General features: G+C 37.1%; 3 protein-coding genes. All 3 read left to right on the top strand.

Features of this window, described 5'->3' with window-relative positions:
• The first annotated feature begins 2 nt into the window (after positions 1-2).
• Positions 3-9,917: an RHS repeat-associated core domain-containing protein gene (locus tag ATE84_RS19530; protein ID WP_101449562.1), complete on the top strand. Its 9,915-nt coding sequence runs from the start codon at positions 3-5 to the stop codon at positions 9,915-9,917.
• 6 nt (positions 9,918-9,923) lie between these two features.
• Positions 9,924-10,205 carry a hypothetical protein gene (locus tag ATE84_RS19525; protein WP_101449561.1) on the top strand — a complete coding sequence of 94 codons (282 nt, stop codon included), beginning with the start codon at positions 9,924-9,926 and terminating at the stop codon, positions 10,203-10,205.
• Positions 10,206-10,852: 647 nt separating this feature from the next.
• Positions 10,853-21,580 (top strand): RHS repeat-associated core domain-containing protein, encoded by a 10,728-nt coding sequence (locus tag ATE84_RS19520; RefSeq protein ID WP_101449560.1) that lies wholly within the window; start codon positions 10,853-10,855, stop codon positions 21,578-21,580.
• The last annotated feature ends 7 nt before the right edge of the window (positions 21,581-21,587 follow it).

Genomic DNA, 21,587 nt, shown 5'->3' with positions numbered 1-21,587 from the left:
TTATGAAAAATACTAGCATATATCTTAAGTTTTTTATTTTATTTTTTGTTTTGACCCTAGGTTATGGTCAGGACAAATTATCCTATACTCCATCAGAAATTAGTAGTGCGATTAGTTCAGGTACTGCACTTGATTTCAGTCCTAATCTAAACATTTTAACCAATGCAACTACGGTTTCATCGGCTACGAGTTTGATTTTACGAGTAGATTCAGATCAGCCTCCCTATGGATGGTTTCGTTATGGATTAACCCTAAATGTAACTCCAAGACTATCTAACGGTACTTTTGATACATCAAAGCGTTATGAAGTAAAATTATCGGTAGCACATAATACGGTTTCAGGATCAGGAAGTAGTGGTATTGGTGTAAGCAAACATGTTATATCTGATAGTTACGGCGCTCGTATAACCATTCAACAAGGTTCTTATGAAAATCTAGGGGCAGGTTTGGCTGCAGATCTCAATGGTTATGTTCCAGAAAACATAGCCCTTTCATCAGAGTTATCTTTGGAGAATTATAAGCAGTTATCAGATACCACACCAGATGTTACCGGAGTATATGATACATCTCATAACGAATTATCGGTAAGTTGGGGATCGGTTGAAGGAGTAGATCATTACCAGTTAGAATGGACCTGGATAGATAGTTATGGGCCTACTTTTGATACCGCACTAACTCCGAGCCAGGTTAAGTTTAGCACCCGTGATTTTGAGAAAAACAACACTCGTATTCAAACTACAAATAGTACGTATAGTATTCCACTAATTTATAGCAAAGGATATATCATCTATAGAGTACGCGCAGTAGGTCGTTATCAGTCGAATGTTTCGAAATATAAGTATGGAAGATGGAGTAGTGGAGCTACATCAAAAACTACAGTTTCCAGTTGGCCTGATGTCTATCAGTTGACCAGTGATCATGAAAAATCTAAGAACTGGCAATTTCAGTCAAGTTATGCAGAAGAAGGTAAGAAAAAAGAAGTAGTTAGCTATTTTGATGGTACGCTACGTAATCGTCAAACGGTTACCAAGATCAATTCAGATGACAACACTATTGTAGGTGAGGTGATCTATGATGCGCAAGGTCGTGTTGCAGTAGAAGTATTACCAGTTCCTACAACACAAAAGCAAATAGGGTATGTCAGAGATTTTAATCAGAGTACCTTACAAGCAGGTACCCCATATGATTATACAGATTTTGATCTGAATAGTCAGAATGTTCTGGATCAGTCTACTACCGCAAAAGCTATGGCTACATCAAATGGCGCGAGTAAATACTATTCTGCAGCTAATGATAGTGGTGGAGATTTTAAGGATCGAGTACCTGATGCAGAGGGACATCCCTTCTCTCAGATCGAATATATGCCAGATAACACGGGACGTATCCGTAGAAAGAGTGGTGTGGGAGTTACCCACCAATTGGGTAGCGGTCAGGAGATGGAGTATTATTATGGTACTCCAGAGCAGAAAGAATTAAACCGTTTGTTTGGTTATAGTGTAGGGAATAAAGCACATTATAAAAAGAATATGGTGATTGACCCTAATGGTCAGGCCAGTATTAGTTATATCGATCCACAAGGAAGGACTATTGCTACTGCATTATCAGGGTATACTCCGACGAACCTGATCGGAACCTCAGATGAAGTAGATGCCAGTGGGTTATTACATAAAGAGCTAAACGTTGATCTGTTAGGTAAGTTATCCAGAGAAGCCAAAGACACTAATGCCGATAATAATATAAAAACAGCTACTCAGGCCTATGGCGCATTAGAAGATGCCTTAGAATATGCAGGTACCAAGGTTTCTGCTTTTGCAGAAAACCGAACGTTTAACTATAGTGTTGCTAATGATCCGTTTTTTGAATATGCCTGTACTACAACCAACAATGTACAATATCCTTTGGTATATGATCTGGCGATTGATGTCTTAGATATCGATGGGAATTCTCTTATTTCGGGTTCCAAAAAACAAAAGATAGACCTAAGTAAAGGAACCCCAGGGAAGTTTGTATTACCAGAATTTGTATCACCGGTAAAGAGAGGGAGTTATAGTATTACCAAAAGTTTGGTGGTGAGTAGAGAATCTTTGGAAGCATATGCAGATGCGTATGTTAAAAAGCTTCAGGATAAAAATGATGCCTGTTATGTCAGCCCCGAAGAGGTAACCAATTTACCGGTACTTAGTTTTGAAGGATGTTTTGTGACTTGCGAAGATTGTGAGAAAGCTTTAATAGCTGATTATGGAGGGAGAGCTTCTTATGTAACTACTCAGGTAGCCAATTATGATTATTCAAAATTAGACTATCTATCCGCTGCAGAATTAGCCAATGAAAAGACAAGATTGAGCGAAGTGTTTGGTATCCAATGGGATGCTTTAGTTAGAGCTTGTAATGCCCCTTGTGCAGACGGTACGATTGATGCTACCGATACCACCGAGGATATCGTAGCCAATTCGATTAGTTGTGGTATAGCAGCATCAGCATTGCTTAATGATATGAAACCATTAGGTCAGTATGGCGCATATATAGCAAATATATATAATAACCAGAATTCAAATAATGCAGGATCGTCTACTTCTGCCAATAGTGCTAAGCTGAATATTTATAATGAATCCAATGAGTTGTACAGTGCCAGAACTTCTTCGGGAGTCTTTAATAGCTGGCGAAATCCTCGTCATGCATCATATGACGCTGCACCAAGTGGAACAGGAGTATACACAAAAGGACACTATTATAACGAAGAAGGTACGATCAGTTATGTAAAAATAAAGCAAACAATCAAAATTTCTACCAATGATGCGGGAGAGGTACAAGAAGATATCAGCTATACTCCAAAATTACAAGAAGGCGCCGTTATTATAGAAAAGCCAGGTGATCGTGACTTTGTATATGTAGAACCCCAATATCTTGCTAATGTCTCTGATTTTCTAAGTGATGCCATCTGGCAGGAGCAATGGGCATCATCATTGCTAGTATATCACCCTGAATATTGTTATTTAGAATATGCCAATGCTGTTTGTGAAGTCACTGCCACGGTTAGTGGAGCAAAGATGAATTCTGATGGCTTTGATATGTACCTGCAATCTGTTAAAACATATACAGCTGCAAAAACAGCAGGTTTACTAGGAGCATTAGAAACGTTATCAAGCAGAGACCCTTATTTTTCGAGTGTAATCCCCAGAGTAGAAAACACGACCTCCCATGGAGCACGAAAAGATATCATCAAAGAATCTCTTACTCAAAACTATAACGGTAGTGATAAGAATGTAATGGAGTTTACTTTGGCAACTTTGGTATGTAACAGTATCTCGAGTTGTGATTTGGGCTTAGGAGCGAATCCAACAGCAGGAGCTATAGTGGGTAAGGTAGATACATTTACCGATGTTGCAAAAAAAGATCAGTTCTGGAATACGTATAAAGCAAATTATGCCACTGCCAAGCAAACGATCCAAAGCTTATTTGGTAATATTTATGGGATAAACAAAGGATGTTATAATGGTTGTATAGGTACACAAGCAGCCCCTACCACATTACTTACAGTACTATCTAATTATAGTACCGCAGTCAATAATAAAGTAGAGGGGTTAATTACGGGTACCGCTAATGGATTATGTAAGGATGCGCATGTAGCTCAATATGATAAAAAAGAGAAGCGTTTTAAGCCATCTGATAATTTATATAGTTCTGGTGATAACTCAAGAGATATTTATGATGACCTGGCAGGGTTTACCAATTATGAGTATTATGTTGCAACCGGAGTTTGTCCCAAGGCCAGAGACTTAGAGATGTACCTTACGTATTATTTTAAGGAATATGGCTCAGGAATCAGTACAAGTAATGCCTATACGGGAGCTTATCTAAGTCCTGCACTATTTACTGATTTAGGAGGAGAACATCCCACAGACGTTGCTATTACCGTAAAAAACACGAAGACAAATGGAGATAGAACGCTTCAGATTCGATTTAACCAAAATAACCTGGATGTTGGTGATATCCCGATTGAAGTAAGTCTGCCGGCAGCATCTGTTTTTGGCAAGACCTGGGGGAATTATGGAACCTCGAATTGGATGATTACCAATATCAAACAAATCTACCCTAGTTATGATGACGTCGCCAAAGTATTTAAATACAGTCTGGTAGCCGAAGTACGTATAGGTACTGGTAGTACTGCCACTACTCAGGAGGTTATTTTGACAGGTAGTACTCAGGCTCGAATCTCTAATTGTAGTATTACAGATGCTGATGGTATAGGAGAATATATAGGTGATGGTAGTGGAACAGATATCTCTGGGTGTAATAATACCTCACGTTTTGAGACCGGGATACGAAATCTGTTATATGAGCTCGAAAAGAATAATACGATCAATAATGCGAGTGTAACTCTGGATGCATTAGATTCATACAAAGGGAGTTATCTGGCGACCTTCTTTGGAGCCGGAACAGCAGTTTGGAGAACAGGTCCTGTAGGTACGTATACCATAGACGTAGCCGGAGTGACTAAATTCACGATGGTACTAGAGAAAGCATTAGATGCAGCAACTATAAAAATAATCACAGGAGCCAATGTAAATTACTTGTATAATGCCAAAAGTGAGATTACAGAGCAGCAATTAAATATAACCTATCGCGAAGCCGATCATTTTCCTAAGGTAGTCACTGCCAAGTTGTATGAATCTTGTGCTACTACCGGTAAATGTAGATTGATCAATCTCTTGTGTTGTGGGGATATTAATGATTTGGTAGGAACTCCGGATGGAATTTGTGTAGACGAATCATTTTATGGCAAAAAGTTTGAAGAAAGCTTTGTGTCTTTATTAAATGCATTGATTACAAAAGGGAAAATGGCATCCGATAATTTATACAAACTTATTCCCTTGAAAGATTATTCACTATATAATAATTTTTTACAAGATTTTTTTAAATTTAATAGCGCATATTATTGCCAATCTAACCCTTTTGATTGCGATCAGGCTATTGATTTTTCTAATAAAAATTATATATTTAGTGGTTTGTCATTTTATCAATCACCATTCAATAGTAGTAGAAAATCTAGTATTTTAAAGATAAAATTTTCAGACATCCATGAAACTCATTTCTCTACCGCATCAGATTTAAGAAATATTCAAGAAATTCAAGGGTTTACTTATTTAGGGGTAATCAATCGTAGTCAAAAATTTAATTTGAAATATTTAGATAGGGAAGGTGTTTTAAAAGAAACTGAATTATATTCTAGACAAATTAGGGATAATGTAGCTATTTATCAAAGAAATAAAATAGAATATTTATATTTTGGTTGTGATTTAATGGATAAGTATATTAATTATTCTCTTCAAGCTGATCCTGATAGTTTAGATAATACAGATGTGGATGTATGTTCTACTAATAGTTATGAAGAGAATCAACTAGAAGAGTTGTTAAAAGGTAGTTTTAACGCGGCTTTAAAACTTAAAAAAGGAGATATAACAAAGGAAGCAGCTGCGACCATATATGATGAACTTTTTTTTGGTAATTTTAAATTAAATGAGCGATACAAAACATTGTTAGAGCCTTATTATGTAGAAAACCGACCTAATCTTGTTTATGATAATGATTTTAGTTCATATAGAACAAATTTGTATGGTAGTATGTTTAATGAAGTAGCAATTAATCATCACTTAACTATTATCGCAAATTATAAGACAGGTTCGTTGTTAAGATATATAATGTACTTTGAAGAAGATTTTTTTAATGTCTCTGAAATAATAGATATAAAAATTATTAGGACGGGGCTTGAAAAAGATTATTACGAAAGTAAAATTTGCACTATTACCTTTAAAGATAATTTAGGGAATATTAAGACAGCAAAAAATGTTAAGATTGAATCTGTTAGAGACGAAAAAGTCCCAGGAACTACTAACTCTTTAACTCAATTAAAATTGGTGTTATGTGATGTTTTAAAAGTAAACGTTTCTTCTCCTCCTATGCTAAGTCGTTCATTAGCTTTTAATAAACCGAAAAGCATAATTGATAAATCGTATTTTGATAGAATATCTGTAAGACATGCTAATGTAGAAAATAATAATTTTGAAAACTCCTTTGCTCCATCATCAAGTAGAACTAATGAACTTTCAGCAAGATCCGCCACCGTTATCCCAGACGAAACCATACCTTGTGGTCCTACCGTTTGTGTTCCACCGTTGGTAGAGCCTGTAAGTTGTACAGCGAAGTATGCTGCTTATACAACGGTAATGAACCGTATCGGAGATAAAGAAGAAGGAGATGTAGTGTCAGAGGAAGAATTTTGTAAAAACTCGTTACAATACCTGGTTGATGATTATGATTATTACCTCACCAAATTTAAAATCACCTCGACCTTAAACTTACATTATATGTCTATGGCTCGCTTTGGAGCTACCGAGTTTAATTTTGGTTATCCTGGGATGAGTAAACCTTACAAAGATAAGCCAGCTATTATCGATTTATACTTTACACATACTAGTGGTAGCGGTACAATAAAAACCTGGGCAGCCTTTACTACAGATTACCTTAATCAACCGGAGAACAAAGGTGTTTGTGTACCAAGAGCCTTCCTTACAGATTTTAGCGATGTTACTATAGATGTCCCAGAAGATAGTGACTGTAAGCAATTTGTAAAAAGTGTACGAGCTGCGTATACCAGAGATGCTTATGAGAGTTTTATCACGATCAAACGCGAAGAATTTGTTAAAGGATATATCAAAAAAGCAATCGATAATGCTGTAGAGACTTTTGATATGAAGTATTTTGATAAAGAATATCAATATACCCTATACTATTATGATCAATCCGGTAACCTGTTACAAACAGTTCCTCCAGAAGGAGTGGATCGTTTTACCAAGGCAGAATTATTGGCCACAAATACATCAGGAGTAACACTTAATGATCAGATCAATCAACACCGGGCAAATAACATAGCCAAAGAGGATGCAGATCTCTTACCAAATCATGAGTTGCTAACACAATACCGTTACAATTCTCTCAATCAGTTGGTATGGCAAAAAACACCAGATGGCGGGATTACCCGTTTTGCTTATGATAAACTGGGTAGGATTATAGCTTCTCAGAATGCAAAACAACGTATTAATAACAGATTTAGCTATACTACCTATGATGAGTTGGGTAGAATCACCGAAGCAGGAGAACTGATACCAGATAAAGGAATAAGTATCAATGATACTACGGGTAAATTGGTATATACCACAGGAGGCAATGAAGTCCTTACACGAGTAGAAGATAACTACCCTGTTAATGTCGCTGCAAATCGAGTAGAAGTAACCCGTACACGATATAATGATTTACAAATTGCAGCAACAGAGATCTTTGAGACGGTGCTGGATGCCGATAACTATGCAAGCACGACACGTAATCGCGTATCTGCAATTTATTACTACGATACCTTTGGTACAGCTACAATCGAACGCCAATATAACCATGCGATTTTCTATACCTACGATATCCATGGTAATGTAAAAGAACTGGTACAGCATAATAAGCAAATGGCACTAACGCTAGATGATCCTACTTCGGGTATGAAACGCACCCAGTATGCCTATGATCTGATTAGTGGTAATGTAAATACGGTAACTTATCAAAAAGGGAAGCCAGATCAGTTTATTCATGAATATGAGTATGATGCTGACAACCGTATTGTTAATGTCAAAACTTCTGATCATGGAATGATCTGGGAACAGGATGCGAGTTATCAATACTTTGCACATGGTCCACTGGCAAGAACAATACTTGGAGACAAGAAAGTACAGGGAATTGATTATGCATACACCTTACAAGGATGGTTAAAAGGAGTAAACTCAGAAAGCCTAAGTCCTGATACCGATATGGGAGGAGATGGAGCCAATGGTTCTAAAGTAGCCAAAGATGCTATGGGGTATTCACTAAGTTACTATACCGGTGATTATAAATCAGTAGGTACGACCAATGCGACCTCATTTGCATATAGCAATACATCAGGATTACAAAGCAGTAAAAACCTGTATAATGGTAATATCAAGCAGATGGTGACCAGTCTGATTGATAATAATGAATCTATGCTCGCATCACAGAGTAACCATTACGAGTATGACCAGCTTAACCGTATTAAAAAAATGCAGGGGTATAAAATAGCAGGAACAGTAGGTACTAAAAATTATAGCTCAGAATATGCATATGATAATAATGGCAACCTCGATACTTTAAAGCGATCAGCAGTCAATAGCCAGGGTACGGTAGTGAATATGGATGACCTTACCTATACATATAAAACGGTTACTGATCCCGATACGGGATTACAAAAACGTTCTAATCAGTTAGGGCATGTAGATGATGCTATTGCAGGTAGCCAGTTTAATGATCTGGAGGATCAGAATCCAGATAACTATACATATGATGCTATCGGACAACTGATTTCTGATAAAAAAGAAGGAATTACCAATATCGAGTGGCGTGTAGATGGTAAGGTGAAAAAGATCACCAAAAGTAATGGTACAACAATAAGCTTTGCTTATGATGGTCTGGGAAATCGTATTTCTAAAACGGTACTACCAGAAAACAAAACCACGCTGTATGCACGCGATGCCCAAGGGAATACGATGGGGGTATACGAAGCAAACACCAGTGGGTCTGTTGCTACCGATATGCGTTTACGTGAGCATCATATCTATGGTAGTAGCCGATTAGGGTTAGAAGAAAAGAACATACTGCTCACGACTACAGATACGCCTGCTATAACTACTTTTAGTAATACCGTAGGAGACAAGCGCTATGAATTAAGTAATCATTTAGGCAATGTGCTAAGTGTGGTAAGCGACCGTAAGAGTGCGATTACTACCGGGAATTTAACTACCTTTACACCAGACGTTCTTACATTTAGTGATTACTATCCTTTTGGTATGTTGTTACCTAATAGACATGGTAATAGTGCAGATTATAGATATGGATATCAAGGGAGTGAGAAAGACGATGAGTTAAAAGGAGAAGGAAATAGTTATACTACACATTTTAGGCAATATGATCCAAGAGTTGCAAGATGGTTAAGTATTGATCCTGTTACTTTCCCTAACGAGTCTCCATATACATCTATGAAGAATAATCCTATTCTCTTTAATGATGTTAAAGGAGATTGTCCTCCTTGTGTTGTTGTGGCAGCTTGGCTAGCATCTCTAGAGGGAGCTACTGTAGTAACTGCAGGTGTTGTTACAACCGTAGGAATATACCAACAACGAGATAATATAAGGAATGGAGCTAGAGCTCTTGGTAATCTTGCGGAAAGGGCGTTTACATTACCTAGTGAGACTCCTTCAATTGTTCCAGGAGGTTTTACTCCTAATGAATCACCGAAATTAGAGGTGGAAACATTTCCAGCAGTGTCTGAAGCTTTAAGACAAGAAATAATGGAACAAGTACTACCTGTTCAAGATAATATTCCTGCATTTAGAGGAGGAATGAGTAGAATACCAGTAGAGTTACAAGCACCTTCAATTGAAACTATTCCTGAATTTAATGATTCTAATTTTTTAAATACTATATTAAATGCATCTTATGGTGGATACGTTGGAGAAGTGCCAACAGCAAATGGTAAGTTTACTATTAATGAAAGTGGGTTTTTTGAAGGAGAATTTAGAAAAAATGGAAGAGATATAATTGGACAAGCAGAAGTAACAATTAATCCTGATGATAATTCAATAACATTTGGAGAGATTGAGGTTTTTGATGCATTAGATAAATATGTTTTATCGGCTCAAAATTTAGTTGGTCCAACTGCACATAGACAACTAATAAGAGATCTAACGGAATTCGCAAAATCAGAAGGATATGATTTCTTGAGATTAGGTTTTTATAGAGACCGTCCCGAAGGTTCTGAACTTCCTGATTCAGATGATCGTTTGATTGAAATACCTATAAAATAATTAATTATGCACCCTAAAATTGAAATATTATTTAATACTACCAAAACTAAATCGTTAAACAATACGGAAGATATCAAATTATTGATTAATCATTTGTATAACTTAGGGGCTTCGATGACAGAGGCTTGGATAGTTCTTTATAAAGGATATAAAATTGATGAGTTCGAGGCAGAAGAAATTTTGTTGGATTCTAATCTTTGGAAAAATGAAAGTCATACATTTAGGATGCATCAAGTAGCATTATATTTAAAGGACGATTTCGGAGAAACCGATAGTGCGGATTTGTAATCCTTACGGTTAACAAAATCCCCCGCTCGGGTATAGCGTATCTGATTGCTAATGCTAGTGTCCACACTAGTACCGGTTATGAGTAAGCGGTGTGAGTAGATGGGTCAAGAGAGATAAAATAAGAAATAATAAAGCTACCTAGAAATAGATGGTTTTTGTTTTTTAGGAGTATGCTAACCTAGCTTTAGCATCTCTGATCATTGCATCGATTGTAAAAAGCATATGTTCCCTAACGGTATCGGGCAGTTTTTGCTCGCTCTGCGAAGAGTGATTAAATAAAAAACGGTATTGCTACGAAAATGTCTCCCGACTTTGCGCAATGATCAAAGGATGAAATATAATTTTATAGATAAAAGCTACTGTAACAGGTAGCTTTTGTTGTTTCAAGAAAAGGAGTGATGATGCTCCCGATACATCTTTGGCAAGTAGATTCTGATATACTAAGGAAATGCTATCCATATCATAGATAAGTGTATAGGCTCAAAATACATAATTATTGTAAAAAAATATTTCCCAGTTCCGAAAAATGGAACTAAGAGCTAGTATTATTGCATTAGCAATTGTAACAACACGAATTTGTAATCGTGCTATTATAATTCCACGGATATCACTTAACTCATCAGGCATACTAAAACGGTACTGTATTTATGAAAAATACTAGCATATATCTTAAGTTTTTTATTTTATTTTTTGTTTTGACCCTAGGTTATGGTCAGGACAAATTATCTTATACCCCATCAGAAATTAGTAGTGCGATTAGTTCAGGTACTGCACTTGATTTCAGTCCTAATCTAAACATTTTAACCAATGCAACTACGGTTTCATCGGCTACGAGTTTGATTTTACGAGTAGATTCAGATCAGCCTCCCTATGGATGGTTTCGTTATGGATTAACCCTAAATGTAACTCCAAGACTATCTAACGGTACTTTTGATACATCAAAGCGTTATGAAGTAAAATTATCGGTAGCACATAATACGGTTTCAGGATCAGGAAGTAGTGGTATTGGTGTAAGCAAACATGTTATATCTGATAGTTACGGCGCTCGTATAACCATTCAACAAGGTTCTTATGAAAATCTAGGGGCAGGTTTGGCTGCAGATCTCAATGGTTATGTTCCAGAAAACATAGCCCTTTCATCAGAGTTATCTTTGGAGAATTATAAGCAGTTATCAGATACCACACCAGATGTTACCGGAGTATATGATACATCTCATAACGAATTATCGGTAAGTTGGGGATCGGTTGAAGGAGTAGATCATTACCAGTTAGAATGGACCTGGATAGATAGTTATGGGCCTACTTTTGATACCGCACTAACTCCGAGCCAGGTTAAGTTTAGCACCCGTGATTTTGAGAAAAACAACACTCGTATTCAAACTACAAATAGTACGTATAGTATTCCACTAATTTATAGCAAAGGATATATCATCTATAGAGTACGCGCAGTAGGTCGTTATCAGTCGAATGTTTCGAAATATAAGTATGGAAGATGGAGTAGTGGAGCTACATCAAAAACTACAGTTTCCAGTTGGCCTGATGTCTATCAGTTGACCAGTGATCATGAAAAATCTAAGAACTGGCAATTTCAGTCAAGTTATGCAGAAGAAGGTAAGAAAAAAGAAGTAGTTAGCTATTTTGATGGTACGCTACGTAATCGTCAAACGGTTACCAAGATCAATTCAGATGACAACACTATTGTAGGTGAGGTGATCTATGATGCGCAAGGTCGTGTTGCAGTAGAAGTATTACCAGTTCCTACAACACAAAAGCAAATAGGGTATGTCAGAGATTTTAATCAGAGTACCTTACAAGCAGGTACCCCATATGATTATACAGATTTTGATCTGAATAGTCAGAATGTTCTGGATCAGTCTACTACCGCAAAAGCTATGGCTACATCAAATGGCGCGAGTAAATACTATTCTGCAGCTAATGATAGTGGTGGAGATTTTAAGGATCGAGTACCTGATGCAGAGGGACATCCCTTCTCTCAGATCGAATATATGCCAGATAACACGGGACGTATCCGTAGAAAGAGTGGTGTGGGAGTTACCCACCAATTGGGTAGCGGTCAGGAGATGGAGTATTATTATGGTACTCCAGAGCAGAAAGAATTAAACCGTTTGTTTGGTTATAGTGTAGGGAATAAAGCACATTATAAAAAGAATATGGTGATTGACCCTAATGGTCAGGCCAGTATTAGTTATATCGATCCACAAGGAAGGACTATTGCTACTGCATTATCAGGGTATACTCCGACGAACCTGATCGGAACCTCAGATGAAGTAGATGCCAGTGGGTTATTACATAAAGAGCTAAACGTTGATCTGTTAGGTAAGTTATCCAGAGAAGCCAAAGACACTAATGCCGATAATAATATAAAAACAGCTACTCAGGCCTATGGCGCATTAGAAGATGCCTTAGAATATGCAGGTACCAAGGTTTCTGCTTTTGCAGAAAACCGAACGTTTAACTATAGTGTTGCTAATGATCCGTTTTTTGAATATGCCTGTACTACAACCAACAATGTACAATATCCTTTGGTATATGATCTGGCGATTGATGTCTTAGATATCGATGGGAATTCTCTTATTTCGGGTTCCAAAAAACAAAAGATAGACCTAAGTAAAGGAACCCCAGGGAAGTTTGTATTACCAGAATTTGTATCACCGGTAAAGAGAGGGAGTTATAGTATTACCAAAAGTTTGGTGGTGAGTAGAGAATCTTTGGAAGCATATGCAGATGCGTATGTTAAAAAGCTTCAGGATAAAAATGATGCCTGTTATGTCAGCCCCGAAGAGGTAACCAATTTACCGGTACTTAGTTTTGAAGGATGTTTTGTGACTTGCGAAGATTGTGAGAAAGCTTTAATAGCTGATTATGGAGGGAGAGCTTCTTATGTAACTACTCAGGTAGCCAATTATGATTATTCAAAATTAGACTATCTATCCGCTGCAGAATTAGCCAATGAAAAGACAAGATTGAGCGAAGTGTTTGGTATCCAATGGGATGCTTTAGTTAGAGCTTGTAATGCCCCTTGTGCAGACGGTACGATTGATGCTACCGATACCACCGAGGATATCGTAGCCAATTCGATTAGTTGTGGTATAGCAGCATCAGCATTGCTTAATGATATGAAACCATTAGGTCAGTATGGCGCATATATAGCAAATATATATAATAACCAGAATTCAAATAATGCAGGATCGTCTACTTCTGCCAATAGTGCTAAGCTGAATATTTATAATGAATCCAATGAGTTGTACAGTGCCAGAACTTCTTCGGGAGTCTTTAATAGCTGGCGAAATCCTCGTCATGCATCATATGACGCTGCACCAAGTGGAACAGGAGTATACACAAAAGGACACTATTATAACGAAGAAGGTACGATCAGTTATGTAAAAATAAAGCAAACAATCAAAATTTCTACCAATGATGCGGGAGAGGTACAAGAAGATATCAGCTATACTCCAAAATTACAAGAAGGCGCCGTTATTATAGAAAAGCCAGGTGATCGTGACTTTGTATATGTAGAACCCCAATATCTTGCTAATGTCTCTGATTTTCTAAGTGATGCCATCTGGCAGGAGCAATGGGCATCATCATTGCTAGTATATCACCCTGAATATTGTTATTTAGAATATGCCAATGCTGTTTGTGAAGTCACTGCCACGGTTAGTGGAGCAAAGATGAATTCTGATGGCTTTGATATGTACCTGCAATCTGTTAAAACATATACAGCTGCAAAAACAGCAGGTTTACTAGGAGCATTAGAAACGTTATCAAGCAGAGACCCTTATTTTTCGAGTGTAATCCCCAGAGTAGAAAACACGACCTCCCATGGAGCACGAAAAGATATCATCAAAGAATCTCTTACTCAAAACTATAACGGTAGTGATAAGAATGTAATGGAGTTTACTTTGGCAACTTTGGTATGTAACAGTATCTCGAGTTGTGATTTGGGCTTAGGAGCGAATCCAACAGCAGGAGCTATAGTGGGTAAGGTAGATACATTTACCGATGTTGCAAAAAAAGATCAGTTCTGGAATACGTATAAAGCAAATTATGCCACTGCCAAGCAAACGATCCAAAGCTTATTTGGTAATATTTATGGGATAAACAAAGGATGTTATAATGGTTGTATAGGTACACAAGCAGCCCCTACCACATTACTTACAGTACTATCTAATTATAGTACCGCAGTCAATAATAAAGTAGAGGGGTTAATTACGGGTACCGCTAATGGATTATGTAAGGATGCGCATGTAGCTCAATATGATAAAAAAGAGAAGCGTTTTAAGCCATCTGATAATTTATATAGTTCTGGTGATAACTCAAGAGATATTTATGATGACCTGGCAGGGTTTACCAATTATGAGTATTATGTTGCAACCGGAGTTTGTCCCAAGGCCAGAGACTTAGAGATGTACCTTACGTATTATTTTAAGGAATATGGCTCAGGAATCAGTACAAGTAATGCCTATACGGGAGCTTATCTAAGTCCTGCACTATTTACTGATTTAGGAGGAGAACATCCCACAGACGTTGCTATTACCGTAAAAAACACGAAGACAAATGGAGATAGAACGCTTCAGATTCGATTTAACCAAAATAACCTGGATGTTGGTGATATCCCGATTGAAGTAAGTCTGCCGGCAGCATCTGTTTTTGGCAAGACCTGGGGGAATTATGGAACCTCGAATTGGATGATTACCAATATCAAACAAATCTACCCTAGTTATGATGACGTCGCCAAAGTATTTAAATACAGTCTGGTAGCCGAAGTACGTATAGGTACTGGTAGTACTGCCACTACTCAGGAGGTTATTTTGACAGGTAGTACTCAGGCTCGAATCTCTAATTGTAGTATTACAGATGCTGATGGTATAGGAGAATATATAGGTGATGGTAGTGGAACAGATATCTCTGGGTGTAATAATACCTCACGTTTTGAGACCGGGATACGAAATCTGTTATATGAGCTCGAAAAGAATAATACGATCAATAATGCGAGTGTAACTCTGGATGCATTAGATTCATACAAAGGGAGTTATCTGGCGACCTTCTTTGGAGCCGGAACAGCAGTTTGGAGAACAGGTCCTGTAGGTACGTATACCATAGACGTAGCCGGAGTGACTAAATTTACGATGGTACTGGAGAACGCATTAGATGCAGCAACTATCAAGATCATTACAGGAGCCAATGTAAACTATACCTATACAGATAAGGGAGAGATTAAGGAACAGCAATTAAATATCACCTATCGGGAAGCCGATCATTTTCCTAAGGTAGTCACCGCCAAGCTATATGAATCTTGCTCTGGTGGAAACACTAGTTTTGCTGCAAGATCAGGAAAGAACACTAGGTCGTCCTGTAGATTGATTAATCTATTATGTTGTGGGGATATTAATGATTTGGTAGGCGAGGATATCCAATGTAATAACGAGGTAGCTTGTCCTTCTAATTCGGAAACAGAAAAATTATTTGAAGACCGATTTAAAGAAGTACTAGATTTCGCATTTAAGTTTTTGCCATTAGATGAAAGAAAACCTTTGGAATTTGCCAAGATGACCTCTTTTAAAGAAGATTTACAATTGCAAAAACGACTACAACGTAGATTGAATCCAATTTCAGATAGACAGGTTGATCTTCGAATAGAGCAAGCATCAGGCATAAAATCTACTTCTAACCATACAATAAGTATTGGTTTTACTGGAATAAGAAATACTTCAGAAAGTCTCAGCCGTTTTGATTCTTTTAATCCAACAGCCAGTTTTATTATTAATTTTCAAGATTTAGCCAGCCAACAAGACTTTGCCAAAATTCAGGATATACTTTGTTTAGATTTAAGAGAGGATTCTGGAGGAGCAAGTAGATCTGAAGCTTTTTCGAGAAATGCCAAATTATCACAAGGAGAAAAAGGTTCTGGTAATACGCGGTTAAGTATCACCTATAGAACTACTGAAGGGATCATACGTACGGTAGAACCTAATTTGAAATTAGTATTTACATATCCAGTTGGAGAAGGTGGGGTTCAAGAGTCTCAAAGTCAGGTGGATTGCCCATTTTTTAATCCTATTGTACCGATTGATCCTGTCTGTACTCTCAAAGAAAAGCTTTCAGAAAATTTAACTGGGCTTATCAATAACTTAATAAATAATGGTGCGTTAAACGCTAATAATTTAGGAAAAAATGTGTATTCGGCGAGTAATTCAAAATATAATAAATTTTTGAAAGATTTCTTTACTGCTCAAAGTGCAGCTCAATGTACTAATTATCCGGAGACATGTTTTAATGGCGGAGTATATGATTTCTCTGATGTGACACAGATTATCATGAAATTCAAAAAACACAAAAAAGGTATTCATGGAGGCTCATTAAATGATGACAACGTTGATTTTTATATAGCCTATGCAGATATTTTGGTTTTTTCAATAGAGATAGGAAGTTATCAAAGTATTACAGCTTCAGGAGTAAATATTCAATCTATAACATATGAAGAAATAAACAATAGCTCGGCAGGAATAGTTAATTACGTACCTACATTAAACTGGACAAATGGATATGTTTTCAATAACCCTAATGGTTATCTGGAGTTATATAGAAATGATATATCAGTATTCAGTAGAATTAAGGATTCAGCATCTTGTATAGCACCAAGGTATCGTATTTATTTTGACTTTGATTGTGATTTGTTTACCAAATATACAGGATATTCGATAGCATCAAAAATTCAGGATATTGACAATGTCAATGTGTCGATTGTACAACCGGGCTCTGAAGCTGAAGAAAGAGCATTTGAAAATTATTTAAAGGATGCAATGAATGTATATTTAACATCTGGTTCTTCTTCAGGAATAAGAATCCCACTCAACTCTATTTCTTCGGGGTCTACTGGTGTTGATTTCAATACTAGAGTCGAGAAGTTCCTTGCTACAACTTTAGAAGCCCCCAATACCAATTTTCAAATACCTTCATTCAAAGATACTTTAAATATATCAGTCAGACCAATTGATAACTTAAGTTCGGTTTACGAAAGTACATCAACTTTTGGAGGAGGGTTTCAATTAGATACAAGAGTAAAAAGAGGTAATGTAATTGGTGGAGTACGTCAACGTACCATAGTTAATAGGATTGATATCATTTTTGAAGAGGATTTTAAAGATGTTGCTCAAATATTAGATGTGTTTTTTATTAGAGAAACAATACAAGGGGTTATATATGCTACCGTACGATATAAAAACACAAATGGATTAATTCAAACCGCTAAAAATGTAGGCATAACTCATTTTGTAACTGCGTTTGCCATACCTGAAATGAAGGCAGGAGATTATGGTAAAGGATATACTTATTACTTCAATGTTTTGTTAGAGATGGGTCTTAATGAATCAGTCCAAACAACTAAAAATAGAATAACTTCGGAAATTACAGAAAGAGAAACGTTATGTGGTACGACTGGAGCAAATACTATTTCTAGTCCATCATCAAGTAGAACTAATGAACTTTCAGCAAGATCCGCCACCGTTATCGCAGACGAAATCATCCCTTGTGGTCCTACCGTTTGTGTTCCACCGTTGGTAGAGCCTGTAAGTTGTACAGCGAAGTATGCTGCTTATACAACGGTAATGAACCGTATCGGAGATAAAGAAGAAGGAGATGTAGTGTCAGAGGAAGAATTTTGTAAAAACTCGTTACAATACCTGGTCGATGATTATGATTATTACCTCACCAAATTTAAAATCACCTCGACCTTAAACTTACATTATATGTCTATGGCTCGTTTTGGAGCTACCGAGTTTAATTTTGGATATCCTGGGATGAGTAAACCTTACAAAGATAAGCCAGCTATTATCGATTTATACTTTACACATACTAGTGGTAGCGGTACAATAAAAACCTGGGCAGCCTTTACTACAGATTACCTTAATCAACCGGAGAACAAAGGTGTTTGTGTACCAAGAGCCTTCCTTACAGATTTTAGTGATGTTACTATAGATGTCCCAGAAGATAGTGACTGTAAGCAATTTGTAAAAAGTGTACGAGCTGCGTATACCAGAGATGCTTATGAGAGTTTTATCACGATCAAACGCGAAGAATTTGTTAAAGGATATATCAAAAAAGCAATCGATGATGCTGTAGAGACTTTTGATATGAAGTATTTTGATAAAGAATATCAATATACCCTATACTATTATGATCAATCCGGTAACCTGTTACAAACAGTTCCTCCAGAAGGAGTAGATCGTTTTACCAAGGCAGAATTATTGGCCACAAATACATCAGGAGTAACACTTAATGAACAAATCAATCAACACCGGGCAAATAACATAGCCAAAGAGAATGCAGGTCTGTTGCCAAATCATGAGTTGCTAACACAATACCGTTACAATTCTCTCAATCAGTTGGTATGGCAAAAAACACCAGATGGTGGGATTACCCGTTTTGCTTATGATAAACTGGGTAGGATTATCGCTTCTCAGAATGCAAAACAACGTATTAATAACAGATTTAGCTATACTACCTATGATGAGTTGGGTAGAATTATCGAAGCAGGAGAACTGATACCAGATAAAGGAATAAGTATCAATGATACTACGGGTAAATTGGTATATACTACCGGTGGTAATGAAGTCCTTACACGAGTAGAAGACAACTACCCTGTTAATGTCGCTGCAAATCGAGTAGAAGTAACCCGCACCCGATATAATGATTTACAAATTGCAGCAACAGAGATCTTTGAGACGGTGCTGGATGCAGATAGTTATGCAAGTACGACACGTAATCGCGTATCTGCAATTTATTACTACGATACCTTTGGTACAGCTACAATCGAACGGCAATATAACCATGCGATTTTCTATACCTATGATATCCACGGTAATGTAAAAGAACTGGTACAGCATAATAAGCAAATGGCACTAACGCTAGATGATCCTACTTCGGGTATGAAACGCACCCAGTATGCCTATGATCTGATTAGTGGTAATGTAAATACGGTAACCTATCAAAAAGGGAAGCCAGATCAGTTTATTCATAAATATGAGTACGATGCAGACAACCGTATTGTTAATGTCAAAACTTCTGATCATGGAATGATCTGGGAACAGGATGCGAGTTATCAATACTTTGCACATGGTCCACTGGCCAGAACAGTACTTGGAGACAAGAAAGTACAGGGAATTGATTATGCATACACCTTACAAGGATGGTTAAAAGGAGTAAACTCAGAAAGCCTAAGTCCTGATACCGATATGGGAGGAGATGGAGCCAATGGTTCTACCGTAGCCAAAGATGCTATGGGGTATTCACTAAGTTACTATACTGGTGATTATAAATCTGTAGGTACGACCAATGCGACTTCATTTGCATATAGCAATACATCAGGATTACAAAGCAGTAAAAACCTGTATAATGGTAATATCAAGCAGATGGTAACCAGTCTGATTGATAATAATGAGTCTATGCTCGCATCACAGAGCAACCATTACGAGTATGACCAGCTTAACCGTATTAAAAAAATGCAGGGGTATAAAATAGCAGGAACAGTAGGTACTAAAAATTATAGCTCAGAATATGCATATGATAATAATGGCAACCTCGATACTTTAAAACGATCAGCAGTCAATAGCCAGAGTACGGTAGTGAATATGGATGACCTTACCTATACGTATAAAACGGTTACTGATCCCGATACAGGATTACAAAAACGTTCTAATCAATTAGGGCATGTAGATGATGCTATTGCAGGTAGCCAGTTTAATGATCTGGAGGATCAGAATCCAGATAATTATACATATAATGCTATCGGACAACTGATTTCTGATAAAAAAGAAGGAATTACCAATATCGAGTGGCGTGTAGATGGTAAGGTAAAACAGATCACTAAAAGTAATGGTACAACAATAAGCTTTGCTTATGATGGTCTGGGAAATCGTATTTCTAAAACGGTATTACCAGAAAACAAAACCACGCTGTACGCACGCGACGCCCAAGGGAATACGATGGGGGTATACGAGGCAAACACCAGTGGATCTGTTGCTGCCGATATGCGTTTACGAGAACATCATATCTATGGTAGTAGCCGATTAGGGTTAGAAGAAAAGAACATACTGCTCACGACTACAGATATGCCTGCTATAACTACTTTTAGTAATACCGTAGGAGACAAGCGCTATGAATTAAGTAATCATTTGGGTAATGTATTGAGTGTGGTAAGTGACCGTAAGAGTGCGATTACTACAGGAAATTTAACTACCTTTACACCAGACGTTCTTACATTTAGTGATTACTATCCTTTTGGGATGCTTTTACCCAATAGGCATGGAAACTCTGGCAACTACAGATATGGTTTTCAGGGACAGGAAATGGATAATGAAGTCAAAGGAGAAGGGAATTCTATAAATTATAAGTTTAGGATGCATGATCCTCGTGTGGGTAGGTTCTTCGCGGTGGATCCTTTGGCAAAAGAATATCCATGGAACTCTCCTTATGCATTTAGTGAGAATAGGGTTATACACATGATAGAGTTGGAAGGGTTGGAATCTGTTTTCTCTGAGGAATTTTGGTGGGATGTAGGTACAAGGATGTCAATAATTGATTTTAATCATCCCAAAAATAACCCTCTTAGCTTTAGGGCAAGAGATCCTTTGGGATGGGAACTTGAAAATGCTCCAAGTCATACCGCCACAAGGCCGTCAAAGAATATAACAGGAAATTACCTTTTTGACGCTGCTTTGATGTTAGGAGGATATGATATGTTTAGTCGGGCGTATAATGGTGATCGTATGGCACAAGCTCAGGTAATAATGGGAGGGATTTTGTCTTTTGATGGCATACCTGAACAGAAGTTATTGTCTAGATCTAATAGAAGATTATTTAGTAAAGGGTGGGGAGCTACTCCTAATAGTATTGGAGGAAAAAAAGATATCTCTTTATTAGGTGCACATAAAAAAATTAACCCAGGTAATTATAGAGATCATTGTTTATGTGTAAGTGTAGAATTTGCTAAACATTATGGAGGGTTTTCTTTTGGAGAAGCCCCAAGAATGACTATTGATGCACCTGATGATTATATTACTAAAAACTTAGGAGAATTGTTTAGTATAAATAAGAAAAATGTTAGTACTACTCATGAAATGGGAAACTTCCTTAGATCACTTGATGGTTCAATAGATCAGACTATCATTCGATTTAATTGGAACAAAAAAACTCAACTTAAACACTTATTTAAAGGGCACGCGGTAAATGGTGTCAAAGAAAGTGGTTGGGAAATATATGATATTCAAGAAGCAAAAATAGAAACATCTTGGCGAAGGCTTAGAGAATTGATAGAAAGTATTGATATTTACACTTTGGAAAAGAAACAACCATAATTATATA

The sequence above is a fragment of the Aquimarina sp. MAR_2010_214 genome (assembly GCF_002846555.1).
Classification (GTDB): domain Bacteria; phylum Bacteroidota; class Bacteroidia; order Flavobacteriales; family Flavobacteriaceae; genus Aquimarina.
Note: the sequence above shows the minus strand (reverse complement) of the source record. Positions and strands in the feature narration are given on the sequence as shown.

What these genes read in the sequence shown, in the direction of transcription:
- ATE84_RS19530 (WP_101449562.1), top strand. Translation starts at nt 3, where the DNA reads ATGAAAAATACTAGCATATATCTTAAGTTTTTTATTTTATTTTTTGTT.
- ATE84_RS19525 (WP_101449561.1), top strand. Translation starts at nt 9,924, where the DNA reads ATGCACCCTAAAATTGAAATATTATTTAATACTACCAAAACTAAATCG.
- ATE84_RS19520 (WP_101449560.1), top strand. Translation starts at nt 10,853, where the DNA reads ATGAAAAATACTAGCATATATCTTAAGTTTTTTATTTTATTTTTTGTT.